At 70.6% G+C, this 25,293-nt stretch carries 23 protein-coding genes; 14 read left to right on the top strand and 9 right to left on the bottom strand.

The window, feature by feature from the left end; all coding sequences use genetic code 11:
* Positions 1-36 precede the first annotated feature (36 nt).
* Positions 37-459: a YjbQ family protein gene (locus ACIQPR_RS08705; protein ID WP_403644032.1), complete on the bottom strand. Its 423-nt coding sequence runs from the start codon at positions 457-459 to the stop codon at positions 37-39.
* Positions 460-617: 158 nt separating this feature from the next.
* On the opposite strand from ACIQPR_RS08705, the gene ACIQPR_RS08700 reads away from it, so the two are divergent.
* The 6 genes from ACIQPR_RS08700 (at position 618) to ACIQPR_RS08675 (ending at position 5,890) form a co-directional block, all read left to right on the top strand.
* Positions 618-701 (top strand): putative leader peptide, encoded by an 84-nt coding sequence (locus ACIQPR_RS08700; RefSeq protein WP_403644770.1) that lies wholly within the window; start codon positions 618-620, stop codon positions 699-701.
* Between the two features lie 175 nt (positions 702-876).
* Positions 877-1,770, top strand: a complete 894-nt coding sequence (locus tag ACIQPR_RS08695) for an ABC transporter permease (protein ID WP_403644029.1) — start codon at positions 877-879, stop codon at positions 1,768-1,770.
* Entirely contained in the window at positions 1,743-2,510 is a 768-nt protein-coding gene (locus ACIQPR_RS08690) for an ABC transporter ATP-binding protein (protein WP_403644027.1), read from the top strand. The genes ACIQPR_RS08695 and ACIQPR_RS08690 overlap by 28 nt, the downstream gene beginning before the upstream one ends.
* An 82-nt stretch (positions 2,511-2,592) precedes the next feature.
* A complete protein-coding gene (locus ACIQPR_RS08685; protein WP_403644024.1) occupies positions 2,593-3,618 on the top strand; it encodes an ABC transporter substrate-binding protein in 1,026 nt (341 codons plus the stop codon).
* A 1-nt stretch (position 3,619) separates the two neighbouring features.
* Complete coding sequence (locus tag ACIQPR_RS08680; protein WP_403644021.1) at positions 3,620-4,762, top strand: LLM class flavin-dependent oxidoreductase; 1,143 nt, start codon at positions 3,620-3,622, stop codon at positions 4,760-4,762.
* Positions 4,763-4,813: 51 nt separating this feature from the next.
* Complete coding sequence (locus tag ACIQPR_RS08675) at positions 4,814-5,890, top strand: NAD(P)-binding domain-containing protein (protein WP_403644019.1); 1,077 nt, start codon at positions 4,814-4,816, stop codon at positions 5,888-5,890.
* 89 nt (positions 5,891-5,979) lie between these two features.
* Here ACIQPR_RS08675 and mltG read toward each other — a convergent pair whose 3' ends face one another.
* Both mltG and ACIQPR_RS08665 read right to left on the bottom strand, forming a co-directional pair.
* Complete coding sequence (gene mltG, locus ACIQPR_RS08670; RefSeq protein ID WP_403644016.1) at positions 5,980-6,825, bottom strand: endolytic transglycosylase MltG; 846 nt, start codon at positions 6,823-6,825, stop codon at positions 5,980-5,982.
* Positions 6,826-6,868: 43 nt separating this feature from the next.
* Positions 6,869-8,677, bottom strand: coding sequence for an ABC transporter ATP-binding protein (locus ACIQPR_RS08665; RefSeq protein WP_403644013.1), 1,809 nt, complete (start codon positions 8,675-8,677; stop codon positions 6,869-6,871).
* A gap of 131 nt (positions 8,678-8,808) precedes the next feature.
* Between ACIQPR_RS08665 and ACIQPR_RS08660 the strand changes: the two genes are divergently transcribed.
* Positions 8,809-9,276, top strand: coding sequence for a MarR family winged helix-turn-helix transcriptional regulator (locus ACIQPR_RS08660; protein ID WP_403644011.1), 468 nt, complete (start codon positions 8,809-8,811; stop codon positions 9,274-9,276).
* A gap of 125 nt (positions 9,277-9,401) precedes the next feature.
* Here ACIQPR_RS08660 and ACIQPR_RS08655 read toward each other — a convergent pair whose 3' ends face one another.
* Positions 9,402-10,040: an HD domain-containing protein gene (locus ACIQPR_RS08655; protein WP_403644008.1), complete on the bottom strand. Its 639-nt coding sequence runs from the start codon at positions 10,038-10,040 to the stop codon at positions 9,402-9,404.
* A gap of 96 nt (positions 10,041-10,136) precedes the next feature.
* On the opposite strand from ACIQPR_RS08655, the gene ACIQPR_RS08650 reads away from it, so the two are divergent.
* Positions 10,137-11,117, top strand: a complete 981-nt coding sequence (locus tag ACIQPR_RS08650; RefSeq protein WP_403644005.1) for a GlxA family transcriptional regulator — start codon at positions 10,137-10,139, stop codon at positions 11,115-11,117.
* A 21-nt stretch (positions 11,118-11,138) separates the two neighbouring features.
* Here ACIQPR_RS08650 and ACIQPR_RS08645 read toward each other — a convergent pair whose 3' ends face one another.
* On the bottom strand, positions 11,139-11,798 hold the full coding sequence (locus ACIQPR_RS08645) for a TetR family transcriptional regulator (protein ID WP_403644002.1): 660 nt from the start codon (positions 11,796-11,798) through the stop codon (positions 11,139-11,141).
* 59 nt (positions 11,799-11,857) lie between these two features.
* Here ACIQPR_RS08645 and ACIQPR_RS08640 point away from each other — a divergent pair, with 59 nt between their 5' ends.
* Positions 11,858-12,721 carry an SDR family NAD(P)-dependent oxidoreductase gene (locus tag ACIQPR_RS08640; protein ID WP_403643999.1) on the top strand — a complete coding sequence of 288 codons (864 nt, stop codon included), beginning with the start codon at positions 11,858-11,860 and terminating at the stop codon, positions 12,719-12,721.
* A gap of 90 nt (positions 12,722-12,811) precedes the next feature.
* On the opposite strand, the gene ACIQPR_RS08635 is transcribed toward ACIQPR_RS08640, so the two are convergent.
* From ACIQPR_RS08635 to ACIQPR_RS08625, 3 genes are all read right to left on the bottom strand, one after another.
* A complete protein-coding gene (locus ACIQPR_RS08635; protein WP_403643996.1) occupies positions 12,812-14,236 on the bottom strand; it encodes a cation:dicarboxylate symporter family transporter in 1,425 nt (474 codons plus the stop codon).
* Positions 14,237-14,410: 174 nt separating this feature from the next.
* Positions 14,411-16,072 (bottom strand): peptide-N4-asparagine amidase, encoded by a 1,662-nt coding sequence (locus tag ACIQPR_RS08630; protein ID WP_403643994.1) that lies wholly within the window; start codon positions 16,070-16,072, stop codon positions 14,411-14,413.
* Between the two features lie 10 nt (positions 16,073-16,082).
* A complete protein-coding gene (locus tag ACIQPR_RS08625; RefSeq protein WP_403643992.1) occupies positions 16,083-16,838 on the bottom strand; it encodes a hypothetical protein in 756 nt (251 codons plus the stop codon).
* Positions 16,839-17,033: 195 nt separating this feature from the next.
* On the opposite strand from ACIQPR_RS08625, the gene ACIQPR_RS08620 reads away from it, so the two are divergent.
* From ACIQPR_RS08620 to ACIQPR_RS08605, 4 genes are all read left to right on the top strand, one after another.
* Entirely contained in the window at positions 17,034-18,875 is a 1,842-nt protein-coding gene (locus ACIQPR_RS08620; protein ID WP_403643989.1) for an ABC transporter ATP-binding protein, read from the top strand.
* Complete coding sequence (locus ACIQPR_RS08615) at positions 18,872-20,653, top strand: ABC transporter ATP-binding protein (RefSeq protein WP_403643986.1); 1,782 nt, start codon at positions 18,872-18,874, stop codon at positions 20,651-20,653. Before ACIQPR_RS08620 ends, ACIQPR_RS08615 begins: the two co-directional genes overlap by 4 nt.
* A 345-nt stretch (positions 20,654-20,998) precedes the next feature.
* Positions 20,999-21,475 (top strand): DUF5709 domain-containing protein, encoded by a 477-nt coding sequence (locus ACIQPR_RS08610; protein ID WP_403643983.1) that lies wholly within the window; start codon positions 20,999-21,001, stop codon positions 21,473-21,475.
* A 51-nt stretch (positions 21,476-21,526) separates the two neighbouring features.
* Positions 21,527-21,796: a type B 50S ribosomal protein L31 gene (locus ACIQPR_RS08605; RefSeq protein WP_403643980.1), complete on the top strand. Its 270-nt coding sequence runs from the start codon at positions 21,527-21,529 to the stop codon at positions 21,794-21,796.
* 32 nt (positions 21,797-21,828) lie between these two features.
* On the opposite strand, the gene ACIQPR_RS08600 is transcribed toward ACIQPR_RS08605, so the two are convergent.
* A complete protein-coding gene (locus ACIQPR_RS08600) occupies positions 21,829-22,620 on the bottom strand; it encodes a metal-dependent hydrolase (RefSeq protein WP_403643977.1) in 792 nt (263 codons plus the stop codon).
* A 145-nt stretch (positions 22,621-22,765) separates the two neighbouring features.
* Here ACIQPR_RS08600 and ACIQPR_RS08595 point away from each other — a divergent pair, with 145 nt between their 5' ends.
* A complete protein-coding gene (locus ACIQPR_RS08595; RefSeq protein ID WP_403643975.1) occupies positions 22,766-25,279 on the top strand; it encodes a DUF3516 domain-containing protein in 2,514 nt (837 codons plus the stop codon).
* The last annotated feature ends 14 nt before the right edge of the window (positions 25,280-25,293 follow it).

The following is a 25,293-nucleotide window of genomic DNA, read 5'->3' as shown; positions in this document are numbered from 1 at the left end:
CCACAAGCCCTCCACCGACTTTGGGCGGACCCGGCCTCAGCCCAGGAACGAGAGGCGGACGGTGCGTTCGGGGTTGTCCCTGTTCGTGTCGACCAGACACACCGACTGCCACGTCCCCAGTTCGAGCCGCCCGCCCAGGACCGGCAGCGTCGCGTGCGGTGGCACGAAGGCCGGGAGGACGTGGTCGCGGCCGTGGCCGGGGCTGCCGTGGCGGTGCTGCCAGCGGTCGTCGGCGGGGAGGAGGGTGTGCAGGGCGGCGAGGAGGTCGTCGTCGCTGCCCGCACCGGTTTCGAGGACCGCGACGCCCGCGGTGGCGTGCGGGACGAAGACGTTGAGGAGGCCGTCGCGGCCGGCCGCCGCCTCCCGCAGGAAGGCCTCGCAGTCGCGGGTCAGGTCCACGACCCGCTCCCGGGAGCCGGTGGTGAGGTGCAGGACTCGGGTGGTGAAGGCAGCTGACATGTTCCCATCCTGACCCATACGTCGGGCCGCCCACCCGGTCGGCCACCCGGCCACCCACCCGGTCGGCCGACCAGGCTGCCGACCGGTCTGCGATACGAGAGGTCCAGTCCGCGAGACACCGTTGACCGTGGCACGCCATCTGACCTATTTTCTGCCGCATGTTGCGTTCAGTTCTGCTCACCACGCGCGGTCACATCGACCTGCTGCGGGTGGCCTCCGCCGCGTGTAGCCGCGGCTGCTGACGCCCTCTTCCGCCTCACCCCCACCTTTCCCGCGCCCCCTCCTTTATCGCACTCCGTCGCGCCCGCGCACACCGTCGTGACGCGGCGACGCCGAGGCGTTTCCCCTTCCTCACCCCTGCCTCTCACCTTTCTCCCCTTTCTCACCGGACGCTCTCCCCCACTCCGTGGAGCACCCATGAGCATCAGTCATGCCCCACCCGGCTCCTCCGGGCCCGACATTTCCCGTATGTCCAGCGCGAAGGCCGATCCGGACGACTCCGCGCCCCTCGAACTCGTCCCCCTCACCCCCACCTCCTCCCGCCGCACCCGGGTCCCCCGCTGGCTGCGCCGCACCACGGGCCCGCTCGTGCTGCTCGCACTGTGGCAACTCCTCAGCAGCACGCGCGTGTTGACCTCCGAGGTGCTCGCCTCACCAGGGCGGATCGCGCAGGTCGGCTGGGATCTGATCGACAGCGGTTCGCTGACCTCGGCCATGGCCACCTCGCTCCAGCGCGTCGCGATCGGCCTGCTCCTGGGCACCCTCATCGGCACCGGACTCGCCCTCGTCTCCGGCCTGTTCAGGATCGGCGAGGACCTGGTCGACGCGCCCGTGCAGATGCTGCGGACCGTGCCCTTCGTGGGGCTGATCCCGCTGTTCATCATCTGGTTCGGGATCGGCGAGGCGCCGAAGGTCGCCATCATCACGCTCGGCGTGACCTTCCCGCTCTATCTCAACGTCTACGCCGGAATCCGGGGCGTGGACAGCCAGTTGATCGAGGCCGGGGAGTCACTGGGGCTGTCCCGTTGGGGTCTGGTACGGCATGTGGTGCTGCCGGGGGCGCTGCCCAACGCGCTGACCGGGCTGCGCTACTCCCTCGGCATCGCCTGGCTGGCGCTCGTCTTCGCCGAACAGATCAACGCGGACGCGGGCATCGGCTTCCTCATGGTGCAGGCGCGGGACTTCCTCCAGACCGACGTGATCGTGGTCTGCCTGATCGTCTACGCCTTCCTCGGCCTGCTGGCCGACTTCGTCGTCCGAACCCTCGAAAGGCTGCTGCTGACATGGCGACCGACGTTCACCGGCCGGTGACCGCAGGACCGGCGGCCGCGGCGCCGACGACCGCGCAGGCGGTACGGGTCGAGGGGCTGACCCGCTCCTTCGACGGCCGCCCCGTCCTCGACGGGCTCCGACTCGACGTGCGGCAGGGCGAGTTCGTGGCGCTGCTGGGCCGCAGCGGCTGCGGGAAGTCCACGTTGCTGCGCGTCCTCGCCGGGCTCGACCGGGACATCGAGGGCACCGTCCTCGTGCCGCGCCGCAAGGCCGTCGCGTTCCAGGCACCCCGGCTGATGCCGTGGAAGAAGGTGTGGCGCAACGTCCTGCTCGGGCTGCCCGGCAAGACCGAACGGGCGGTGGCGGAACGGGCGTTGGCGGAGGTCGGGCTCGGGGACCACGCCGACGCCTGGCCCAGGACCCTGTCCGGCGGTGAGGCCCAGCGCGCCTCGCTGGCCCGCGCCCTGGTGCGCGAGCCCGATCTGCTGCTGCTCGACGAGCCGTTCGGCGCCCTCGACGCGCTCACCCGCATCAAGGCGCAGCGGCTGGTGGGCGAGCTGTGGCAACGGCGGGGCTGCGCCGTCCTGTTGGTGACCCACGACGTCGAGGAGGCGGTCCTGCTCGCCGACCGTGTCCTGGTGATGGACGACGGTGTCATCGCGCACGAGCAACGCATCGACCTGGACCGGCCGCGCGACATCGCCGACCCCCGGTTCGCCCGGCTGCGGGCCGGACTCCTGGAACGCCTCGGTGTCGACACCGCCACCGAAGCCGCCTGAACTCCCCCACGCATCAACCCGGTTCGCCCCAGTCTCCGAGCCCAGCCCCCGAGCCCAGTTACCGAGAACGGACTCCCCCCTCATGCGACGAAGCCTCCTTCCCGCCGCCCTGCTGCTCCCGCTCGCCCTCCTGCTCACCGCCTGCGGCGGCAACTCGGCCGCCGAGACCTCGACCGGAACCGACGGCAAGGGCTCCCTCACGCTCGACGTCGGTGACCAGAAGGGCGGTTCGGAGGCGGTGCTGCGGGCCGCCGGTGAACTCAAGAACCTGGACTACAAGATCAAGTGGTCCACGTTCACCTCCGGTCCGCCCCTTCTGGAAGCCGTCAACGCGAAGGCCGTCGACATCGGCGGGGTCGGCAACACCCCGCCGGTGTTCGCGGCGGGCGCCGGCTCGAAGATCAAGGTGGTGGCCGCCTGGCACGGCACGTCCGACGGCGACGCCGTCCTCGTGCCGAAGGACTCGAAACTCACCTCGCCGCAGCAGCTCAAGGGCAGGTCCATCGCCGTGGCGCAGGGTTCGTCCGCGCACTTCCAACTCGTCGCCTCCCTCAGGGCGGCCGGGCTCTCGCTCTCCGACGTCAAGGTGAAATACCTCCAACCGGCCGACGCCCTGGCCGCGTTCACCTCCGGCAAGGTCGACGCGTGGGCGGTGTGGGACCCGTACACCTCGCAGATCCTCCAGGCCAAGCAGGGCCGCGTCCTGACCACCGGCCAGGGTGTGACCAACGGGCTCACCTTCCAGGTGGCGGCGCCCGGCGCGCTGGCGGACAAGAAGAAGGCCGCCGCCATCAAGGACTACCTCGACCGGCTGCGGCGGGCCCAGACCTGGGTGTTCTCCCACCAGGAGGAGTGGGCCAAGGTGTGGTCGAAGGACACCGGGCTGCCCTACGAGGTGGCACTGGCCTCGGTGAAGCGGACCAACTCCACCCGGGTCTCGGTCGCCGTGGACAAGCCGCTCATCGCCTCGGAGCAGCAGATCGCCGACACCTTCACCCAACTCAAGCTGATTCCACGGAAGGTGGACTTCGCCGCGTTCGTGGACACGCGCTACAACGGCGACCTGCCGGCCTCCACCTCCGCCCCGCGCACCACGGGAGGTTCGTGACATGGGCGTGCGACTGCACTGGTTCCTGCCGACCGGCGGCGACGGCCGTACGCTCGTCGACCGCCACGCCTACGGGCCCAACCGGGCCGGGGCGGTCCGTGGCGTGCGCCCGCCGGACATCGAATACCTGGCCCAAATAGCCAAAGCCGCCGAGCAGTTGGGCTTCGAGGCGGTGCTCACGCCGACCGGCACCTGGTGCGAGGACGCGTGGCTGACCACCGTGGCCCTCGCGCAGCACACCGCGCGGCTGAAGTTCCTGGTGGCGTTCCGGCCGGGAGTGATCTCGCCGACGCTGGCCGCGCAGATGGCGGCGACCTATCAACGCCTCACGCGCGGGCGGCTGTTGCTCAATGTCGTCACCGGCGGCGACTCGGCCGAGCAGCGGCGCTTCGGCGACCGTCTCGACCACGATCGGCGGTATGCCCGTACGGACGAGTTCCTGTCGGTCGTACGAGGGGTGTGGCGAGGAGAGCCGTACGACTTCGAGGGTGTCCACTACCAGGTCGAGGGCGGGCTCACCGCGCTGCCGCCCGATCCGGTGCCGCAGGTGTTCTTCGGTGGTTCGTCGGCGGCGGCCGGGCCGGTCGCCGCCCGGCATGCGGACGTGTATCTCACCTGGGGAGAACCGCCGGCGCAGGTCAGGGAGAAGATCGACTGGATTCGCGGGCTCGCCGAGCGCGAGGGGCGGGACGTGCGGTTCGGGGTACGGCTGCACACCATCTCGCGGGACTCGTCGGCCGAGGCGTGGGCGACCGCGAACCGGCTGCTCGACGATCTCGACGCGGACACGATCGCAGCTGCGCAGACGGCGCTCGGGCGCAGCGAGTCGGTGGGTCAGCAGCGGATGCTGGCGCTGCAGGGCGGCTCGCGGGCCGATCTGGAGATCCATCCGAACCTGTGGGCCGGTGTCGGTCTGGTCCGGGGCGGCGCGGGCACCGCGCTCGTGGGCAGCCACACCGAGGTCGCCGATCTGATCGAGGAGTACCACGCGCTCGGCGTCGAGCACTTCGTACTGTCCGGGTATCCGCATCTGGAGGAGGCGTACTGGTTCGGGGAAGGCGTGATTCCCGAACTGGCGGCGCGCGGGCTGGTCGAGGGACCGGCGCGCGCGGGTGTGCCGTTCCTGGTGGGCAGCGGGCGCTGAGGGCGGGACGCCTTCGGGAAGATCCACGGCCTCGGCGCTGTTCGTAGAAACGTGAACAACATCCGTGAGGTCGACGTGGTCGTCATAGGCGCCGGGCAGGCGGGACTGGCCGGCGCCTATCATCTGCGGCGCACCGGTTTCGAGCCGGAACGCGACTTCGTGGTGCTGGACCACGCGCCCGCGCCGGGCGGCGCCTGGCAGTTCCGGTGGCCGTCACTGACGTACGGCAAGGTGCACGGGATGCACGCGCTGCCGGGCATGGAACTGACCGACGCCGATCCGGCCCGCCCGTCCGCCGAGGTGATCGCCGAGTACTTCGCCGCCTACGAGCGCGCCTTCGACCTGCGGGTACGGCGGCCGGTGGACGTGCGGGCGGTACGGGAGGGCGAGGGCGGGCGGCTCCTGGTGGAGACGTCCGACGGGGTGTGGTCGACACGGGCGCTGATCAACGCGACCGGCACCTGGGACCGGCCGTTCTGGCCGCGCTATCCGGGTCAGGAGACCTTCCGCGGGCGGCAGTTGCACACCGCGCAGTATCCGGGGCCCGAGGAGTTCGCCGGGTCGCGGGTGGTCGTGGTGGGCGGGGGTGCCTCCGGCACGCAGCATCTGATGGAGCTGGCGCCGTACGCGGCGGCGACCACCTGGGTGACCCGGCGTCCGCCGGTCTTCCGCGAGGGTCCGTTCACCGAGGACGTGGGGCGGGCGGCCGTCGCGCTGGTGGAGGAGCGGGTGCGGCAGGGGTTGCCGCCGAGAAGCGTGGTCTCCGTGACGGGGCTGCCGCTGAACGACGCGATCCGGCGGGCGATCGCCGACGGGGTACTGGACCGGCAGCCGATGTTCGACCGGATCACGCCGGACGGGGTGGCCTGGGACGACGGCCGGCATGTGGACGCCGATGTCATTCTGTGGGCCACCGGGTTCCGGGCCGCGATCGACCATCTGGCACCGCTGAAGCTGCGCGGTCCGGGCGGCGGCATCCGGCTCGACGGCACCCGGGTGGCCGCCGATCCGCGCGTCCACCTGGTCGGCTACGGCCCGTCCGCGAGCACCATCGGCGCCAACCGCGCGGGGCGCGCGGCCGTACGGGACATCCGGCGGTTGCTGGCCGGGGAACCGGTCGCGGTCTGAAGCCGCGCCCCGAAAACTTCGTCCCTACGACGCGTCGGGCGGCGTCGGCCACAAGGCCGGGGGCCGCCCGCCGCGTCGTCCCGGGCGGGTCACTTCGCGGGCTGCGGACTGCCGCTCTTCTGGGCCGCGTTGAACTCGGCGACGTTGCGCTGGTGTTCCTCGTAGGTGGCCGCGAAGCGGGTGTCGCCGGGCTTGACCGTGACGAAGTAGAGCCAGTCGCCCGGGGGCGGGTTGATCGCGGCGCGCATCGCGTCCTCGCCCGGGTTGTCGATCGGGGTCGGGGGCAGGCCCATGCGCTGGTAGGAGTTGTAGGGGCTGTCGACGCGCGTGTCGCTCGCGGTGGTCCGCAACGTGGCGCGGTTGAGCGCGTAGTTGATGGTGGAGTCCATCTGGAGGGGCATCCCGCGTTCGAGGCGGTTGAAGATGACCCGGGCCACCTTGCCCATGTCGGCCTTGGACGCCGCCTCGGCCTGCACGATGCTCGCGATGGTGACGGCCTGGTAGACGTTCATCGCGTTGCGCTGCGCGCCGGCGGCGACCGGTGCTCCGTTGAACTTCTGGCTCGCGGTGTTGACCATGAACGACAGCAGTGACTCCGGCGTGGCCTTCTCCTTGAGGGGATAGGTCGCCGGGAAGAGGTAGCCCTCGGGGTTGCCCTCCGCGTCGCTCGGCAGCTTGAGGCCGGCTTTCGGGATGGACCTCTTGGTGGTGCCCGCCGGAAGTGCGAGGGCCTTGTCGACGGCTTCGTAGATCTGGCCCGAGCGCCAGCCCTCCGGGATGACCAGCGAGGTGGGGCGGGTGTCCCCCTCGCCTTCCAGGCTGAGCAGCGGCACCGCCACGGCGGTACCGGCCACGACGGCCCCGGTCGCGATGAGGGCGACCCGGCCCCGGCGGGTCAGTCGAATCGTGCTCCGTGGCGGAGTGTTCATCTGCATGCGGGCACGGTAACCCGCATATCGTCACAATCCCGGCATATCTTCAGCTTGTCGGTTCCAGTTGGGCATCCCGGCGTACGAGCGCCGCGTACCGCCCATCCAGTTCCAGCAGTTCTTCGTGCGTGCCGCGTTCCGCCACCTGCCCGGAGTCGAGGACCACGATCTGGTCCGCGCCGCGGACGGTGGACAGCCGGTGGGCGATGGTGAGCGTGGTGCGGTTCGCCGACAGGGCGTCGATGGCGTCCTGGACGGCCGCTTCGGTGCGGTTGTCGAGGGCGCTGGTGGCCTCGTCGAGGATGAGGACCGGCGGGTCGCGCAGGATCGTGCGCGCGATGGCCAGCCGCTGCTTCTCGCCGCCGGAGAACCGGTGGCCGCGCTCTCCGACGACCGTGTCGTACCCGTCGGGCAGGCCCGCGATGTGTTCGTGGATCTGCGCCGCGCGCGCCGCCGCGTGCAGCTCCTCGTCGGTGGCGTCCGGCTTCGCGAAGCGGAGGTTGTCGGCGACCGTGGCGTGGAAGAGGTACGTCTCCTGGGAGACGACGCCGACGGCACGCGCGAGCGTGTCGAAGTCCAGGTCGCGGACGTCGACCCCGTCGAGGGTGACCCGGCCGCCCGTCACGTCGTAGAGCCGGGGCACCAGATAGCCGAGGGTCGACTTCCCGGCGCCGGTCGGGCCGACGATCGCGAGGCTGTTGCCCGCCGGGACGGCGATGTCGATGCCGTCGAGCACGGGACGGCGCTTGTCGTCGCTGTCGTAGCGGAACTCGACCTTCTGGAACGCGACTTCGCCCTTGATGCTGTCCAGGTGGACCGGGTTCTCGCGTTCGGTGATGTCGATCGGGAGGTCGAGGTACTCGAAGATGCGGGCGAAGAGCGCCAGCGAGGTCTGGATCTGGACGCCGGTCGACAGCAGGCTGACGGCCGGGCGGAACAGGCCCTGCTGGAGCGAGACGAAGGCGACGATGGTGCCGATCGAGACGTCCGGGCCACCCATCTGGAGGGCTATTCCGGCGGTCCAGTAGATGACGGCGGGCATCGCGGCCATGACGATCGAGATGACGGCCATGCGCCAGCGCCCCGCCATGTTCGACCTGACCTCCAGGTCGACCAGACCCTCGGACTCCTCCGCGAAGGACCGGGTGAGGGAGTCGGAGCGGCCCATGGTGCGGCCGAGCAGGATGCCGCTGACGGACAGCGACTCGGTGACCGTGGCGGCCATCGAGGCCATCTGCTTCTGGCGCTGGGTGGCGATCTTCTTGCGTTCGTTGCCGACCCGGCGACTGATCCACACGAAGACCGGGAGCAGCAGCAGCGAGACGACGGTGAGCCGCCAGTCCAGGGCGATCATCGCGATGATCGTGGCGACCACGCTGGTCAGATTGGACACCAGGGAGGTGGCCGTGGAGGTGACGGTGGCCTGCATGCCGCCGATGTCGTTCGCTATCCGGGACTGGACCTCGCCGGTGCGGGTCCGGGTGAAGAAGGCGAGCGACATGCGCTGAAGCCGGCCGTAGACGGCGGTGCGCAGGTCGTGCATGACGCGCTGGCCGACCGTCGTCGAGATGAGGGTCTGCAGTACGCCGAAGATGCTGGTCAGGACGGCACTCAGGATCATGCCGAGCGCGAGCAGGCTCAGCAGTCCGGTGCGGCCCTGCGGGATGGCGACGTCCAGCGTCTCCTTCAGCAGGAACGGGGTCGCCACGGTGACCAGGGACGCGGCGCCGACCAGGAGGCCGACGACAGCGAGCCGGGCGCGGTAGGGCTTGAAGAGCCTGAGGATGCGGCGCACCTGCCGGGGTTGGTCGGTCGAGGTGCCGGGGGACGGTGTCCAGTTGATTTCGTCGCGGGGCATGGTCTCCTACGGGGTGGTGAGGCGATCAGGACTGTTCTGCCGCTCAGCGCTCATGGAGCGATGAGATCTCGTGGAGCATAGCTCATTGTTACCTATACTCACAATGAACCAGGTCCTGATATTGTTCCCGCATGACCACCCCCGATTCCGACGGCCTCCTCGCGGAGCAGCTGCTGCGGCTCACCCGCCGGGTGCACCGCATCCAGAAGCGCCATCTGGAGCAGCGCGACCTCGGCATCACCCCGGCCCAGTCCCGGCTGCTGCGCACCCTCGCGCACTTCGGCTCGCCGCCGCGCATGGCCGACCTCGCCGAGCGCCTCGAAGTGGTGCCGCGCGCCGTGACGACACTGGTCGACGGGCTGGAGGCGAGCGGCAAGGTACGGCGGGTGCCCGACCCGTCCAACCGGCGGGTCATCCGGATCGAGATCACGGACGACGGCCGCAAGGCGCTCAGCGAACTGCGGAGCGCCCGGCGGGGCGCCGCGGACGAGATCCTCGCGCCCCTCACGGACGTGGAGCGCGAGGTGCTGCGCACGCTGCTGGACACGCTGGTGGACGGAGCACCCGGCGCCCATGAGGAGCACGGGCGGGCCTGCTGAGCACTGGCCGACCTCCGGCGGACCCGTCGGCCACCGGCCACCAGCCACTGGCAGGCCTGCGGACCTGCGGACCTGCGGACCTGCGGACCACCAGCGAATACCGACCACCGGCGGTCGCCGCGGCGTCACTCCGGCCAGTTCGAGGTCTTGATCCTCTCGACGAAGTCGCCGCGCACGAAGCCCGGTACGAAGTGGGCCAGTACGTCCGCCTTGATGTTGCCGAAGGTGGTCTCCGGGCGGTCCTTGATGCCCTCGGTGAAGGCGGCGAGGATCCCGTTCTTGAAGTCCGGGCGGGGATGCGCCGCCACCACGGCCGCGCGCTGCTCCTCGGTGACCGCGTCGTAGCCGACGCCCACGACGTCCAGCGACACACCCCGGTTGACGAGGGCGATCTCGGGCGCCATGTGCAGCGGGATCTCCTGGGTGGTGTGCAGCGCGATGCTCGTCCAGACTCGGTCGGCCGGCTCACCGGTGACGCCGTGCGCGCGCAGGAACCGGCGGGCCTCGTCGGCGCCGTCGATCTCGAAGCGCTGGTCGGTCCGGCGGAACGTCCCGGTGAGTCCGAGGTCGTGGAACATCGCGGCCACGTAGAGCAGTTCGGGGTCGTAGCGGAGCCCCTGCTCCCGGCCGCGCAGGGCGCCCCACAGGAACACCCGGCGCGAGTGGTCGAACAGCAACGGCGACGCGGCCTCGCGCACCAGCTCGGTCGCCTCCCGCGCCAGAGCGCTGTCCGGGATCTCCACGCCTGCGATCACTTCACTCATCGTTCTTCCCTCTCCTGGCTGTGCCGTGCTTCCAGGATGTTCGGCGACGTACGCTGGAGCCATGTCCTCACAGCCAGGTAAACCACGGATTCGGACATGACGGCGGTCGCGCCCCCTCGGGTGGGCTTCGTCGTCTTCGACGGTGTGACGATGCTCGATGCCAGCGGCCCGGCCGAGGTGCTGCACCAGTCGGGCAAGCTCGGTCATCCCTACGAGCTGGTGCTGGTCTCCCCGCGCGGCGGCCCGGTCACCACCGCCAACGGACTGACCCTGACCGGCACGGTGACCGCGGCCGACGCCGGTCCGGTCCACACAGTGGTGGTCGCCGGGGGCGACCTCCTGGCCCAACAGCCTCCCGAGGAGACGTTGTTGAGCACGACCCGCGCCCTCACCGACCACGCGGCACGGGTCACCTCCGTCTGCACGGGCGCCTTCGTCCTCGCCGAACTCGGCCTGCTCGACGGCCGTTCGGCCACCACCCACTGGCGGCAGGCCGCGACGCTGGCCCGCCGCTACCCCCGGGTGCGCGTCGAGCCGGACGCCATCCATGTCCGCGACGGCCGCTTCGTCACCTCGGCGGGCATCAGCGCCGGTATCGACCTCGCGCTCGCCCTCGTGGAGGACGACCACGGCGCGGCGGTGGCCCGGGACGTCGCGCGCGAGCTGGTCGTCTTCATGCAACGCCCGGGCGGCCAGTCGCAGTTCTCCGCCGCGACCACCACCCCGCCCCCGCGCACCGATCCGCTACGGTCACTGATCGCGTCCGTGCTGGCCGACCCGGCCGCCGACCACAGCCTGCCCGCCATGGCGGCGACCGCGGCCGTCAGCACCCGGCACCTGACCCGGCTCTTCCGCACCGAACTCGGCACCACACCGGCCCGTTGGGTCGAACGGGTCCGTCTCGACCGCGCCCAGCACCTCCTTCTCGAAGGCCACAGCGTCACCTCCGCGGCACACCACAGCGGGCTCGGCACCGATGAGACCCTCCGCCGCGCCTTCGCCCGCCACCTGGACACCACGCCGACGCACTACCGCAGCCGTTTCGCGAGCACGCGCGGGCATGCGTCGACGCCCTGAGTCACCGGCCACACCCGCACGTCACGCCTGCGCCGACCGCATGCCGTTCAGCAACGCGGTGAGGATGCGCGTCAGTTGGGGCTCGACGTCGACCAGCGCGTGCGCCAACTCGGGACGGGTCTCGTAGAACGCACGGAGGCGGGTACCGGGGGCGGCCATCTGCAACAGCGCACCGGCCATGCTCGTGGCCGTGGCGATCACGTCCACGGCGGCACGCTCGCCGATCGCGAGCAGGCGGCACAACTCACCGCCCACAGCGGCGACTTCCCAGAGCGTGACGGTCTTGAACTCGTAGACGGACTCCAGTGAGACATTGCGTTCCAGGTTCAACGGCGCCTGAGCCAGCAGATCGCAGAAGAACGGCCGCTCGACCAGCGACTGCGCGAGGACAGCCGCGACCGCGTCCGCATCCCCTTCGGGGAGTTCTCCCAGCCGCGCGCGGAGCGCCGCCGACCAGTCCTCCCAGCCCTCGGCGGTCAGCGCCAGGAAAATCTGCTCCCGCGTCTCGAAGTACCGCAGCATTGCGGATTTGTGCATGCCGACCGCGGCGGCGATGTCGGTGAGCGTGACCTCGCGCACGCTGCGCCGGGCGCCGAGGGACCGGGCGGCATCGAGAATCGCCCGTTCGCGCTGCTGCTTGGCCGCCGCGCTGCGGGCGCGTTGCGGGCTGGGCGTGGTCATGGAGCCGAGCATAGCGCAACACGGTTGCACTAATAACGAAACAGTGTTTTGCTAGAGCCATGACGCAGACATGGTTCATCACCGGTTCATCGCGCGGCTTCGGCCGCGACCTCGCCCTCGCGGCCCTGGAGGCCGGCGACCAGGTCGTCGCCACGGCCCGCAGGCCGGAGCAGCTGGACGACCTCGTGCAGAAGTACGGCGACCGCGTCCTGCCCGTCGCGCTCGACGTCACCGACCGCGAGGCCGCGACGGCGGCTCTGCGCGCGGGAGTCGACCGCTACGGCCGCATCGACGTGGTGGTCAACAACGCCGGGTACGCCAACCTGTCCCCGGTCGAGACGACCCCCGAGGAGGACTTCCGCCGACAGTTCGACACGAACTTCTGGGGGGTCTACAACGTCTCGACGGCGGCGCTCCCCTTCCTCAAGGCGCAGGGCGCGGGCACGGTCGTGCAGTTCTCGTCCATCGGCGGCCGGGTCGGCTCGACTCCCGGGCTCGGGTCGTACCAGGCGGCGAAGTTCGCGGTCGACGGCTTCACCCGCGTGCTCGCGGCCGAGACCGCGCCGTTCGGCATCAGGTATCTCGTCGTGGAACCCGGCGGCTTCGCGACCGACTGGGCCGGTTCGTCGATGCGGGTCCCGGAAGTGCCGCCGGAGTACGACGAGACGGTCGGCGCGCGGGTCCGCCTCTTCGACAGTCCGGTGATCACCGCGGGCGATCCGAAGCGTGCGGGGGAGATCCTGGTCCGGCTCGTCAAGCAGCCGACCCTGCCCACCCACCTGTTGCTGGGCGCCGGTGCCGTCGAGATGGCGCAGGCCTACTCACGCGCCCAACTCGCCGAGGCCTCCACATGGGAGGCGGTGAGCCGCTCGGCCGACTTCGCACAGGACTACCCGGTCGACCTCCCGGACACCCACGCGTAACGGCCCGACCGCCCCGAGTCCCGCAAAGAAAAGGGCCGCGACTCCCCACCGTAGGAACGGATCCAGGAGCCACGACCCACCACAAGGGGATCAACTCCCTTCGGGCACCCCCTCCTTGACAAGCCGAGCAGACATCACGCCCTCGTCCGCCACGTCTCCTTCCCCAGCAGCTTCTCCCGCGTCCTCCACAACCGCGTCCTCCACAATCCCTTCCTCTACGACCGTGATCTCGCCGTCGAGGACCCTCTTGGCCCGGTCGATGTCCAGCGCGCCCTCCCAGCGGGAGACCGCGAAGACGGCCACGCAGTTGCCGAGGAGGTTGGTGACGACGCGCATCGAGTCCATGATGCGGTCCACGCCGAGGAGCAGGGCGACCGCGCCGGCCGGGATCGCGCCCAGCGAGGATGCGGTCGCGGACAGCGCGAGGAAGGCGGAACCGGGGATGCCGGCCATGCCCTTGCTGGTGAGCATGAGGACCAGGACCACGGTGATCTGCTGGCCGAGGTCGAGGTCGACGCCGACGGCCTGGGCGATGAACAGGGTGCCGATGGAGAGGTAGAGGGAGGCGCCGTCGAGGTTGAAGGAGTAGCCGGTGGGCAGCACCAGGCCCACCGCGTCGTCCCGGGCACCGGCCTTGCGCAGCTTCTGCATCACGCGCGGCATGACGGACTCGGTGGAGGCGGTGCCGAGCGCGAGGAGCATCTCCTCACGGATGTAGCGGAGGAACTTCCAGAGGCTGAGCCCGGTGACCATCCGCAGCGCCACGGCGAGCAGCGCGACGAAGAGCGCGGCGGCGACGTAGCAGAGGATGATCAGCTTGGCGTAGGTCTTGATCACGCCTAGCCCGTACTGGCCGACGAGGACGGCCATCGCGCCGAAGACGGCGAGCGGGGCGAGCCGCATGACGAAGCCGACGATCGCGAAGATGATCTCCTGGGCCTGCTCGATCGCGGGCAGTACCTGGGGCACCTTGGTGTGGCCGAGGTGGAGCAGCGCGGCGCCCACCAGGCAGGCCAGGAGGAGGACTTGGAGCAGCGAGTTCTCGGCGAAGGCGCCGATGAAACTGGTGGGCAGCGCGTTGAGGACGAACTCGGTCGTCGAGGGCAGCGAACCGCCGCCCGTCTTGGCGTCCACCGCCGAGGTGCTGAGGGTGGACGGGTCGACGTGCATCCCGGAGCCGGGCTGGACGACGTTGGCGAGGACCAGGCCGATGATCAGCGCCGCGGTGCTCGCGACCTCGAACCAGATCAGCGCCTTGAGGCCGATCCGGCCGAAGGCCTTGAGGTCACCGGCCTTGGCGATGCCGACGACGACCACGCAGAACACGAGCGGCGAGATGATCGTCTTGATCAGCCGGGTGAATCCGTCGCCGAGGGGCTGGAAGTCCGTGGCCACATCGGGCCACAGCTTCCCGACGAGGATTCCGAGTACGAGCGCGCAGGCCACCTGCGCGAAGAGAGAGGTACGCAATATGCGTGCGACGCGTCGCGGCAGGGACGGGACGGACGGCGGCACGGGCACTCCTTGGAGGGGGGACGGTCGTTCGCGGACGTCGAGTGGGGTGACTTCTGCGATACGGAAAGCGGCTTCCAAGTGGACACTTTGGAGCCGTTGTTGATCCCCCGGAAAACCTCCGTGTGACAGCCGTGTAAAACACGCCCCTGACGGACGCGTCGCACGCGGGGCACCTCAGCAGCCGTCGCGGTCCTCGGTCAGCACCCCCTGCGCGGTCGCCAGCGAACGGTCGTAGCAGCCGCCCGAGCCGTACAGCCGATAGCGCTCGCTCGACGTCCCCACGGCATGCCGCTGGTCACGGGGCACACCGAGCGTGTACGTCGCGTCCCCGCTGTAGGTGTCGTCGAGCCGTGACCACGCGGTCCGCCGCCCGTCCCGCGAGTCGACGACCGCGGCCCGGTCGCCGAGCGTGAGTACGGTACGCAGCCGGTCGTCCGTCCCGATGGTCGTCACGCCGTTCATCGTGTACGTCCGATGTGTGGCCGTCGTCCGGGCCGGTCCCCGTCCGTCGACGGTCACGGACTCGTCGTCCGTCCAGGTCGCGTCGAGCCCGTCCATGTTCTCGCCGTCGATCCAGCGGTGCGCGGAGGTGTTCGTGAGTTTCCGGTCGACGGTGGTCCTCACCCGCCCGTGCGAGGTGTCGACGTAACCGGCGACGGTCAGCCGATGACCCGCGTCGGTGTCCACGCGCTCCTGCGAACCGGGCGTGTACGTCGAGGAGTTGGTGAGGTCGCCGACCCGGTCCAAGGTGAGCTTTCCGGTGACGTGGGCGCGCTGCGCGTCCTGCCAGACGAGCACGTTCACCGGCGCGCTCCAACCGCTCTGCCCCTCGGGCACACCCACGACGGAGACGTCGACGTGATGCGGGCGGCCGTCGTTGAGCAGCCCGGCGAAGGGCGTGAGGTCGTATTCGATCGGCTTGACGTCGAAGGCGCGCGGGCCCGGAATGACGTACCAGAGGAAGGGGTCGGACCAGCCGCCGGTCCAGACGTTGGGGAACGGCGCGGCGATTCCGGCCAGTTGGCCGTCGACCTTGATCTGCACCTCGCGGTAGGGGCCCTTGTCGGCCTGGCAGGAGTACGGCGCCGCGTCGGGGACCGCGAGATACCAGAACTCCTCGCAGCCGCCGCCGGATCCGGTGGCGTACACCTCGGCGACGATGCGTTCGCTGTTGCGTGGGGTGGTGAGCGTCGAGTCGGTGCCGAGGGTGAGGACGCGATCGGGGGTCTGGGCCGCCGGTGGTCTCCCCTCGTAGAACGTCAGCGTGGCCTTGACGCCGATGACTCCGGTGTAGGTGTCGTCGACGACGTTGCCGATGAGCATCTCGACGTTCTGGGTGTCGCGGAAGGTGGAGCTGTAGCGGGTGACGTCCTTCTCGACGGACCACGCGATGCCGTCGGGCGAGGGCTCGGGTGTCGAGGTGCGCAGGATCTCGACCCCGCCGACATGCAGGTAGCCGAGGCGGTCGTACTGGCGTCCCTTGACCGTGCCGTCGAGGCGGAGCACGACCTTGCTCCAGCGGTCGCCGCAGCCCTTGGGCGGTGTGTAGGTGCCCTGGTACGGGGTGAAGTCGCGGAACTCGGCCTCGGCGAGGGTGACTCGGCAGGACTTGGTGGCGGGCCTGCCGATGGGTGGGGCGGCGGTCAACGGGTCGTGCCAGTCGGTGCCGAACTCGGCGGGGACGTCGGTCGAGCGGGCCTCGGCGTGGGCCGACGAGGTCTTGGTGTCGACCGTCCGGGCCTTGGCGTCCGACGCCTGGCTGGGGCTCGCGCCCAGGAGGGTGCTCGCCAGGAGGGTCGCCCCGGCGAGCATGGACATGACTATCCGGCTTCTCATGGGCGGTGTTCTACCCCTTGAGGTCCGCCCTGTCCCCCATCAGCACCACGGGATGCCGCTCCGGGTCGAGCGTGCGCAGCAGGTACACCATCGCCTCCTCGGGCAGGCTGACACAGGCCGAGGTGCCGCTGCCGTGGTCCAGATGCAGCCAGATCCCGCCGCCCTTGTCCTCGCCCTCGGGCTGCTCCGCGTCGTTGGGCGGGGTGCCCGGGACGCGGTTGTAGTCGATGGCGATGACGTAGTCGAAGTCGTGCCAGTGCGACTCGTCCCAGTCGCGCGGCGCCGCGTACCCCTCGTCCTGCGTGTACGGCAGCGCCGTGCCCGGGTCGTCGAGCACACCGGCCGCGGCGGTCAGGGTGAACACGCCGACCGGGCTGCGTTCGTCCCCGAGGTGGTGGTCGAGGGTCCAGCCCTTCTTGCCGTTGTGCGCGGGCCAGCTGCGGGTCCGCTTCCAGTCGGATCCGTGCTTGGTGAACAGGACGGCGGTGGACGTCGGGGAGTCCTTGCCGTCGCCGTAGACCGCCAGGACCTGGCGGGTGTCGGCCGGGATGTCGCGGTGGAGCCGGTCGCCGACGTCCGGGACGCGGGTCGGGTCGGGGGCGGCGACGGCTTTTCTCGGGTGGGTCGCCTGGGGTCCCGGTCTCGCCTCCCGGCCGTCGGTGTGTCTTGTGTGCGTGCTTCCGCACGCGGTCAGGGTCGTCATCGTCAGGAGGGAAGCGAGAGCCGCCGTCGCGGCCATCGCACGTCGTGTGCCGCCACTCTGCATCGGCCCATGGTCACATCGCGTTCGGCGACATTGTGTGAGGTCACGGACATCTCGCCACGGATGGGTGAACGCCGGTTCCGGCCTCCGGCGGGGAAAACCGCTTGCTTCCGACCACGCTGCGAGGCGAACCTTTCACGGTTTGTTGCCGCACTCAGCGGTTCCTTCCGCCGCCCCGACCAGAGCCACTGGGACGTCATGCAGATTCAAGACCTTCCGTATCCCGACCCCGGTGCGCCGGACGCCCGCTCGGGGCCCCGATTCCTGTGGTGGCTCGGCCGCAACCAGCTCAGCGGACAGTTCAAGTCGCTGGCTTGGGGACTGCTGCACTTCGTGTCCGTCTGCGCGCTGCCGTTCTGTGTGGGACTCGCCGTCCAGGCCGTGGTCGACCGCTCCGGTGGTCGGCTCGCCCTGACCGGTGGGCTGATGGCGCTGTGCGGAGCGGGCATCGCCGTGGGCGACACCTTCCTTCACCGGGCCGCCGTCACCAACTGGATCACCGCCGCCGCCCGCGTGCAGCAGCTGCTCGGCCGTCAGGCCGCCCAGCTCGGCTCGGCGCTGACCCGGCAGGTCGCGGCCGGTGAGGTCGTGGCCGTGTCCACGGGGGACGTCGAGAAGATCGGCTGGTTCGTGGAGGCACTGTCCCGCTTCCTGGCCGCCGCGCTGACCGTCGTCCTCGTGTGTGTCGGCCTGTTCGTGTACCAACCGGCGCTCGGTGTCGTCGTCGCCGTGGGCATGCCCGTGCTGGCGGTCTCCGTACTGCCGCTGCTGCCGCGCGCCACCCGGCGCGCGGACGTGCAGCGCGAGAAGGCGGGACACGCCACCGAGCTGGCCTCCGACACGGTCGCCGGACTGCGGGTGCTGCGCGGCATCGGCGGTGAGGACCTGTTCCTCGACCGCTACCGCCGTGCCTCCCAGGAGGTGCGCCACGCTGCCGTGCGCAGTGCCCGGATGTGGTCGCTGATCTCCGCGATCCAGGTGCTGCTGCCGGGCCTGCTGTTGATCGTCGTCGTCTGGCACGGTGTGCACCTGGCCCGCGCGGGCCGGATCACGGTGGGCGAACTGGTCACCGTCTACAGCGCGGTGATGGTCCTGTCCTACCCGCTGCGGCACTTCGAGGAGATCGCCATGGCGTACTCCTTCTCGCGTCCCTCGGCCAAACGCGCCGCGCGCGTGCTGTCCCTGCAACGGGTCACCGACACCGTCGGAACGCGGGCGGCGAAGGTGCCGGCCGGGGATCTGTACGATCCGGCGACCGGTCTGCTCGTGCCGTCCGGCCGGTTCACCGCCGTGGTGTGCGGCGACCCCGACGCGGCCGGGCGGCTCGCGGAACGCCTCGGCGGACACCCCTCCGAGACAGGCGTGTCGGTGCTCCTGGGCGGCGTGGCGCTCGACGAACTCCCGCTCGCCTCCGCGCGCACCGCTGTCCTCGTGCAGGACAAGGACCCAGTGCTGCTGTCGGGTTCGCTGCGCGAACTGCTCGATGTGCCCTCCTCGGGTGCGGTCGGCGCGGAGGAGGCCCTGGCCGCCGCGCAGTGCGGTGACGTACTGGTGGCGCTGGCGCAGGGGTCGCTCGACACCAACGACCCGATGGACGCCCGTATCACCGAACGCGGACGCTCCCTCTCCGGCGGCCAGCGCCAGCGGCTCGCCCTGGCCCGGTCGCTGATCGCCGACCCCGAGGTACTGGTCCTGGACGAGCCGACCTCCGCCGTCGACTCCCACACCGAGGCCCGGATCGCGGACGGCGTACGGACGTTGCGGACCGGCCGGACCACGGCGGTGTTCACCTCCTCGCCCCTGCTCCTGGACCACGCGGACCGGGTCGTCCTCGTGCACGAGGACGAGGTCGTGGCGGTCGGCACCCATCGCGAACTGCTCCGGGGCGAACCGCGGTACCGGGCCGTGGTGACCCGTGAGACGGAGGAGGAGACGGCGCTGCGGAACACCGTCGCCGACGAGACCACTCTGCGCAGCAGCCTGGCCGACCACGATGTCGCGCTGCGCGACGCACTGGAAGAGATCGAGGAGAGCGCATGATCGGCGTGGCACCCCCGGCGTACGATCCGGCGGCACCGACCACGGCCAACACCCTGCCGGTCGGCGCCCCGGCGACCGTCCGCGCGTACGTGTCCGAACTGTTCCGTCGGCATCGCCGGGCCTTCCTCCTCCTGATGACCGTGAACACGGTCGCGGTGATCGCGTCGATGGTGGGCCCCTATCTGCTCGGCGACTTGGTCGAGCGGGTGTCGGACGGAGCGCGGAACCTTCATCTGGGCCTGACCATCGGGCTGTTCGGGGCCGCGCTCGCCGTCCAGGCCTGCTTCATCCGGCAGGTGCGGCTGCGCGGCGCGACACTCGGCGAACGGATGCTGGCCGACCTGCGCGAGGACTTCCTCGTACGGTCGGTCGGACTGCCCCCGGGCGTCCTGGAACGGGCGGGCACCGGCGACCTCCTGTCCCGCATCACCACCGACATCGACCGGCTCGCCAACGCGATGCGCGAGGCCGTACCGCAGTTGGCGATCGGTGTCGTCTGGGCGCTGCTGCTGCTCGGCGGCCTCGTGGTGACCGTGCCGACGCTGGCGCCCGCCGTACTGATCGCGGTGCCGCTGCTGGTGGTCGGCTGCCGCTGGTACTACAAGCGCGCACCCGCCGGCTACCGCTCCGAGGCCGCCGGGTACGCCGCCGTGGCCGCGGCCCTCGCCGAGACCGTGGACGCGGGACGCACCGTCGAGGCGCACCGCCTCGGCGACCGGCGCATCGCCCTCACGGAGCGCCGCGTCAAGGAGTGGACGGCCTGGGAGAACTACACGCTTTGGCTGCGGTCGGTGCTCTTCCCGGTCATCAACATCACCCATGTGACAGTGCTCTGCTCGGTCCTGATGCTCGGCGGGGTGTTCGTCCTGCACGGCTGGATCGGAGTGGGCGAACTGACCACGGGCGCCCTGCTCGCGCAGATGCTCGTCGACCCGGTGAACCTGATCCTGCGCTGGTACGACGAGCTCCAGGTCGCCCAGGTCTCGCTGGCCCGGCTGGTCGGCGTCCGGGACATCGAGCCCGATGCCGGCGATGCCGGGCTGTCCCCCGAGGGCCGGGACGTGCACGCGGACCGGGTGCACTTCGGCTACCGCGAGGGCGTCGACGTGCTGCGCAAGGTGTCCCTGGAGGTCGCGCCCGGCACCCGGCTGGCCCTGGTCGGCCCCTCGGGCGCGGGCAAGTCCACCCTGGGGCGGCTGCTCGCCGGCATCTACGCGCCCCGGGACGGCCGGATCACCCTGGGCGGTGCCGAACTCTCCCGAATGACCGCCGAACACGTCCGCTCCCATGTGGCCCTCGTCAACCAGGAGCACCACGTCTTCGTGGGCTCCCTGCGCGACAACCTCCTGCTCGCCCGGACCGACGCGACGGACGCGGAGCTGTGGGCGGCACTGAGCGCGGTCGACGCGGACGGGTGGGCGCGGGCGCTGGACGAAGGCATGGACACCGAGGTCGGCTCGGGCGGGCTGGCGCTCACCCCGGCCCAGGCCCAGCAGATCGCGCTGGCCCGGCTGGTGCTGGCCGATCCGCACACCCTGGTCCTGGACGAGGCGACCTCGCTCCTCGACCCTCGTGCGGCCCGCCATCTGGAACGCTCGCTGGCCCGTGTCCTCGACGGCCGCACGGTCGTCGCGATCGCCCACCGGCTGCACACCGCCCACGACGCGGACGTCATCGCCGTCGTCGAGAACGGCCGCATCAGCGAACTGGGCAGCCACGATCAACTGGTCGCGGCGGAGGGAGCGTACGCGGCGCTCTGGAGGTCGTGGCACGGGTAGCTCCACCGGTGGTGCGGTGACCGGCCAACGGGTCCGTGGAACTCCGCGGGCCGGAAGAGTGGCGACCGGCCTGCGGGTCCGTGGAAGCCCGCGGGCCGATGCGGGCCGGTCCCGCCCACGCGGCGGAGCCTCGCCTGTCGCGGTCCCGCTCCCCCGACAGGGCCAGGTCCGGGCCCGTGCCGTTGCGCGCGGGGGAAAAGGGGTGGAAGGCTGGGGAGCGGCACCGGTTCGGGGAGTGCCCGGGAACCATGGGGTTCGTGCCGGGCTCCGCCTGTGCCCCGCACAGCGGCGGCCCGCCGCCGGACGCGGTGAGTACGGGCCGGTCCCCACCACCTGGAGGTACCCGTGAACAGCGCCGACGGATGGGGAGACGACGTCTACCAGCCCGACGGATCCGAGGTACAGGACGACGCGGGCCTGCTCGACGCGGAGGACACCCTGGTGGCCGACGGTGTCGAGGACCCGCTCGACCGCGGCTGGTCCCCACCGGAGCGCCCCTGGGCGGTGGAACGCGCCGATGTCACGGCCGCCGAGCGTCAGCACGGCGAGACGCTCGACCAGCGGCTCGCCGAGGAGGTCCCGGATGTCACGGTGACCGACGGCGACGGTCTCGGCGACTCGGAGGACACCGACGGCGAGCTCCTGGACATCGAGGTCGGCGACATCCGGTCCGGCCGGCTCGTGGCCCCCGACGAAGGGGCGCACGAGGACGAGGAGAGCGGGCTGATCGCCACCGACGTGGGCATCGACGGCGCGGCGGCCTCCGCCGAGGAGGCCGCGATGCACATCGTCGACGAGGACGAGGACTCGCTCTACGGCTGACCTCGCCGCCCCTCGGCCGTCATCCGCACTCCCGTCGCAGGAGGAACAGTCATGCAGCAGGACAAGCAGCCCGACTACCACCCCGTGGTCTTCCGTGACCGCTCCGCCGGATACGCCTTCCTGACCAGGTCCACCGCCACCAGCGACCGGACCATCGACTGGGACGACGGCGAGACCTACCCGGTCGTGGACGTGGAGATCTCCTCGGAGAGCCACCCCTTCTACACCGGCAAGGCCAGGACGGTGGACTCCGAAGGCCGCGTCGCCCGGTTCGAGCGGCGCTACGGCGGCGGAGCGGGCGAGGGTTCCGGCGGAGCGTGAGCCACTGCCGACGCCGGAACCGGGCTCGGGCCTCAGATCACGTTGAGTGCCGCCGCGCAGCCCACTCCCCCGAGGAGTATGAACACCGGCATCAGCACCTTGAGCTCGACCCAGCTGCCCGCGCGGAACCGCATCACCTTCGGCGGCCCGATCGGGTACCAGCGCTTGCGGCCCAGCGGGATCGGCCACAGGATCGGGCAGCCGGAGACGGTCAGGGCGTCCCCGATGTCGTGCACCAGCGCGCCCAGCACGACCGGCAGGCCCAGCCACAGGTACTGGTGCTGGTCCGTGAACAGCCAGTCCGAACCGTTGCCCGGCTTGTCCAGCACTCCGGCGAGGATCCACGCGCTGGTCGCCGCCAGCAGCCACACCAGGATGTCGCTGCTGGAGCCGCGGGCCGCCCGCCACAGCAGGCCCTCGATGGCCAGCACCATGTGCACGAAGAGGATCGCCAGCACGCCCCAGCGACCGCCCAGGATCGCCACGCCCGCACTGCCCGCGCCGATCAGGACCGCCCACAGCCAGGTGTGGGTGAGCGTGCGGTGCCCGCCGTTGCGGCGCGGGTCGCCCGCCTTCCTGGTCCCCTTGTAGACGGCGTACGAGAGCTTGTCGACGACCTCGCACACGGTCCGGGACACGGGACCGAAGGCCCGGGAGATGGTCGCCGCCTTGTGGTCGAGGTCCGGGGCGAGCGCGGCGCCGGCACAGATCAGGGCACCGACCAGGACCACCGGCCAGGGCATCGGGTGTCCTGCCGCGGCGGTCGCCGCTCCGACGCCGAGCCAGGCCGCCGCTCCCGACAGTGAGTGTGCTGGTCCCATCATGGCCGTTCCCCGCCCCATTCCTCTTACGCCGCCGGTCAGTTGCTCGGGCGCCCTGACACTCTGTCGGCGACACAGCGTAGCGGTAGCGATCTTCATCTCCGCAGCCGATTCCCCCATCGGTCACGGCGCCAGGCAAGATGGGGTCGTGACCCTCATCGACCAGTTGCCGCCGACCGCAGATCCCGACGCCCTCTACGAAGCCTTCGAGTCGTGGGCCGGGGAGCGGGGTCTCACGCTCTACCCCCATCAGGAGGAGGCGCTGATCGAGGTGGTCTCCGGTGCGAACGTGATCGTGTCGACGCCCACCGGCTCCGGCAAGAGCATGATCGCCGCCGGTGCGCACTTCGCCGCGCTGGCGCGGGACGAGGTCACCTTCTACACCGCCCCGATCAAGGCGCTGGTCTCGGAGAAGTTCTTCGAGCTGTGCAAGATGTTCGGCACCGAGAACGTCGGCATGCTGACCGGCGACGCGTCCGTCAACTCGGACGCCCCCATCATCTGCTGCACCGCGGAGGTCCTCGCGTCGATCGCGCTGCGCGACGGCAAGGACGCGGACGTCGGCCAGGTCGTCATGGACGAGTTCCACTTCTACGCGGAGGCGGACCGCGGCTGGGCCTGGCAGATTCCGATCCTGGAGCTGCCGCAGGCCCAGTTCATCCTGATGTCGGCCACGCTCGGCGATGTCGCGATGTTCGAGAAGGACCTCACCCGGCGCACCGGGCGACCCACGTCGGTGGTCCGCTCGGCGACCCGTCCGGTGCCGCTGTCCTACGAGTACAAGCTGACCCCGCTCACCGAGACGCTGACCGAGCTGCTGGAGACCCGGCAGGCGCCGGTCTACATCGTCCACTTCACCCAGGCGCAGGCCGTGGAGCGGGCGCAGGCGCTGATGAGCATCAACATGTCCTCGCGCGAGGAGAAGGACCAGATCGCCGAGCTGATCGGCAACTTCCGCTTCACCACCAAGTTCGGCCGCAATCTCTCGCGGTACGTGCGGCACGGCATCGGTGTGCATCACGCCGGCATGCTGCCCAAGTACCGGCGCCTGGTGGAGAAGCTCGCACAGGCGGGCCTGTTGAAGGTCATCTGCGGTACGGACACGCTCGGGGTGGGCGTCAATGTGCCCATCCGCACAGTGCTGTTCACGGCGCTGGCCAAGTACGACGGCGTTCGGGTGCGCACGTTGCGGGCCCGTGAGTTCCACCAGATCGCGGGCCGCGCGGGCCGCGCCGGCTTCGACACGGCCGGTCTGGTCGTCGCCCAGGCGCCCGAGCACGTCGTCGAGAACGAGAAGGCGCTCGCCAAGGCGGGCGACGATCCGAAGAAGCGCCGGAAGGTGGTCCGCAAGAAGGCGCCCGAGGGTTTCGTCGGGTGGACGGACGGCACCTTCGAGAAGCTCATCGCCTCCGAGCCGGAGCCGCTCACGTCCCGGTTCCGGGTCACGCACACGATGCTGCTGTCGGTCATCGCCCGCCCGGGCAACGCCTTCGAGGCGATGCGGCATCTTCTGGAGGACAACCACGAGCCGCGCAAGCAGCAGTTGCGGCACATCCGGCGCGCGATCGCCATCTACCGCTCGCTCCTGGACGGTGGCATCGTCGAGAAGCTCGACACCCCGGACGCCGAGGGCCGTATCGTGCGCCTCACGGTCGACCTGCAACAGGACTTCGCCCTCAACCAGCCGCTGTCGACCTTCGCGCTCGCCGCGTTCGAGCTGCTGGATCCCGAATCGCCTTCGTACGCCCTGGACATGGTGTCCGTCGTCGAGTCCACGCTGGACGACCCGCGCCAGATCCTGGCCGCCCAGCAGAACAAGGCGCGCGGCGAGGCGGTGGCCGCGATGAAGGCGGACGGCGTCGAGTACGAGGACCGCATGGAGCGCCTCCAGGACGTCAGCTACCCCAAGCCGCTGGAGGAACTGCTCTTCCACGCGTACAACACGTACCGCAAGAGCCACCCGTGGGTCGGCGACCACCCACTGTCGCCGAAGTCCGTGATCCGGGACATGTACGAACGGGCCATGTCCTTCACGGAGTTGACCTCGTACTACGAGCTGGCCCGCACCGAGGGCATCGTGCTGCGCTACCTCGCCAGTGCCTTCAAGGCCCTCGACCACACCGTCCCGGACGACCTCAAGTCCGAGGACCTGGAGGATCTGATCGCCTGGCTCGGCGAGATGGTGCGCCAGGTCGACTCCAGCCTGCTGGACGAGTGGGAGCAGCTGGCCAACCCGGCGGAGATGACCGCCGAGGAGGCCCAGGAGAAGGCCGACCAGGTCAAGCCGGTCACCGCGAACGCGCGCGCCTTCCGGGTCCTGGTGCGCAACGCGATGTTCCGCCGCGTGGAGCTCGCGGCCCTCGACCACGTCGAGGAGCTGGGCGAGCTGGACGCCGAGTCCGGCTGGGACGCGGACGCCTGGGGCGAGGCGATGGACAAGTACTGGGACGAGTACGAGGACCTCGGTACCGGTCCCGACGCCCGCGGGCCCAAGCTCCTGCTCATCGAGGAGGAGCCGCAGCACGGCCTGTGGCGCGTTCGACAGATTTTCGCCGACCCGAACGGCGATCATGACTGGGGCATCAGCGCGGAGATCGATCTCGCGGCCTCCGACGCGGAGGGCCGTGCGGTCGTCCGTGTCACCGACGTCGGACAGCTGTGAGCACAGGAGAATCC

The sequence above is a fragment of the Streptomyces sp. NPDC091280 genome (genome assembly GCF_044768565.1).
GTDB lineage: Bacteria > Actinomycetota > Actinomycetes > Streptomycetales > Streptomycetaceae > Streptomyces.
Note: the sequence above shows the minus strand (reverse complement) of the source record. Positions and strands in the feature narration are given on the sequence as shown.

Bases quoted from the DNA above. Each gene is read 5' to 3' on its own strand.
- ACIQPR_RS08705 (WP_403644032.1), bottom strand. From the start codon at position 459: ATGTCAGCTGCCTTCACCACCCGAGTCCTGCACCTCACCACCGGCTCC.
- ACIQPR_RS08700 (WP_403644770.1), top strand. From the start codon at position 618: ATGTTGCGTTCAGTTCTGCTCACCACGCGCGGTCACATCGACCTGCTG.
- ACIQPR_RS08695 (WP_403644029.1), top strand. From the start codon at position 877: ATGAGCATCAGTCATGCCCCACCCGGCTCCTCCGGGCCCGACATTTCC.
- ACIQPR_RS08690 (WP_403644027.1), top strand. From the start codon at position 1,743: ATGGCGACCGACGTTCACCGGCCGGTGACCGCAGGACCGGCGGCCGCG.
- ACIQPR_RS08685 (WP_403644024.1), top strand. From the start codon at position 2,593: ATGCGACGAAGCCTCCTTCCCGCCGCCCTGCTGCTCCCGCTCGCCCTC.
- ACIQPR_RS08680 (WP_403644021.1), top strand. From the start codon at position 3,620: ATGGGCGTGCGACTGCACTGGTTCCTGCCGACCGGCGGCGACGGCCGT.
- mltG (WP_403644016.1), bottom strand. From the start codon at position 6,825: ATGCAGATGAACACTCCGCCACGGAGCACGATTCGACTGACCCGCCGG.
- ACIQPR_RS08665 (WP_403644013.1), bottom strand. From the start codon at position 8,677: ATGCCCCGCGACGAAATCAACTGGACACCGTCCCCCGGCACCTCGACC.
- ACIQPR_RS08660 (WP_403644011.1), top strand. From the start codon at position 8,809: ATGACCACCCCCGATTCCGACGGCCTCCTCGCGGAGCAGCTGCTGCGG.
- ACIQPR_RS08655 (WP_403644008.1), bottom strand. From the start codon at position 10,040: ATGAGTGAAGTGATCGCAGGCGTGGAGATCCCGGACAGCGCTCTGGCG.
- ACIQPR_RS08650 (WP_403644005.1), top strand. From the start codon at position 10,137: ATGACGGCGGTCGCGCCCCCTCGGGTGGGCTTCGTCGTCTTCGACGGT.
- ACIQPR_RS08645 (WP_403644002.1), bottom strand. From the start codon at position 11,798: ATGACCACGCCCAGCCCGCAACGCGCCCGCAGCGCGGCGGCCAAGCAG.
- ACIQPR_RS08640 (WP_403643999.1), top strand. From the start codon at position 11,858: ATGACGCAGACATGGTTCATCACCGGTTCATCGCGCGGCTTCGGCCGC.
- ACIQPR_RS08630 (WP_403643994.1), bottom strand. From the start codon at position 16,072: ATGAGAAGCCGGATAGTCATGTCCATGCTCGCCGGGGCGACCCTCCTG.
- ACIQPR_RS08625 (WP_403643992.1), bottom strand. From the start codon at position 16,838: ATGCAGAGTGGCGGCACACGACGTGCGATGGCCGCGACGGCGGCTCTC.
- ACIQPR_RS08620 (WP_403643989.1), top strand. From the start codon at position 17,034: ATGCAGATTCAAGACCTTCCGTATCCCGACCCCGGTGCGCCGGACGCC.
- ACIQPR_RS08615 (WP_403643986.1), top strand. From the start codon at position 18,872: ATGATCGGCGTGGCACCCCCGGCGTACGATCCGGCGGCACCGACCACG.
- ACIQPR_RS08605 (WP_403643980.1), top strand. From the start codon at position 21,527: ATGCAGCAGGACAAGCAGCCCGACTACCACCCCGTGGTCTTCCGTGAC.
- ACIQPR_RS08600 (WP_403643977.1), bottom strand. From the start codon at position 22,620: ATGATGGGACCAGCACACTCACTGTCGGGAGCGGCGGCCTGGCTCGGC.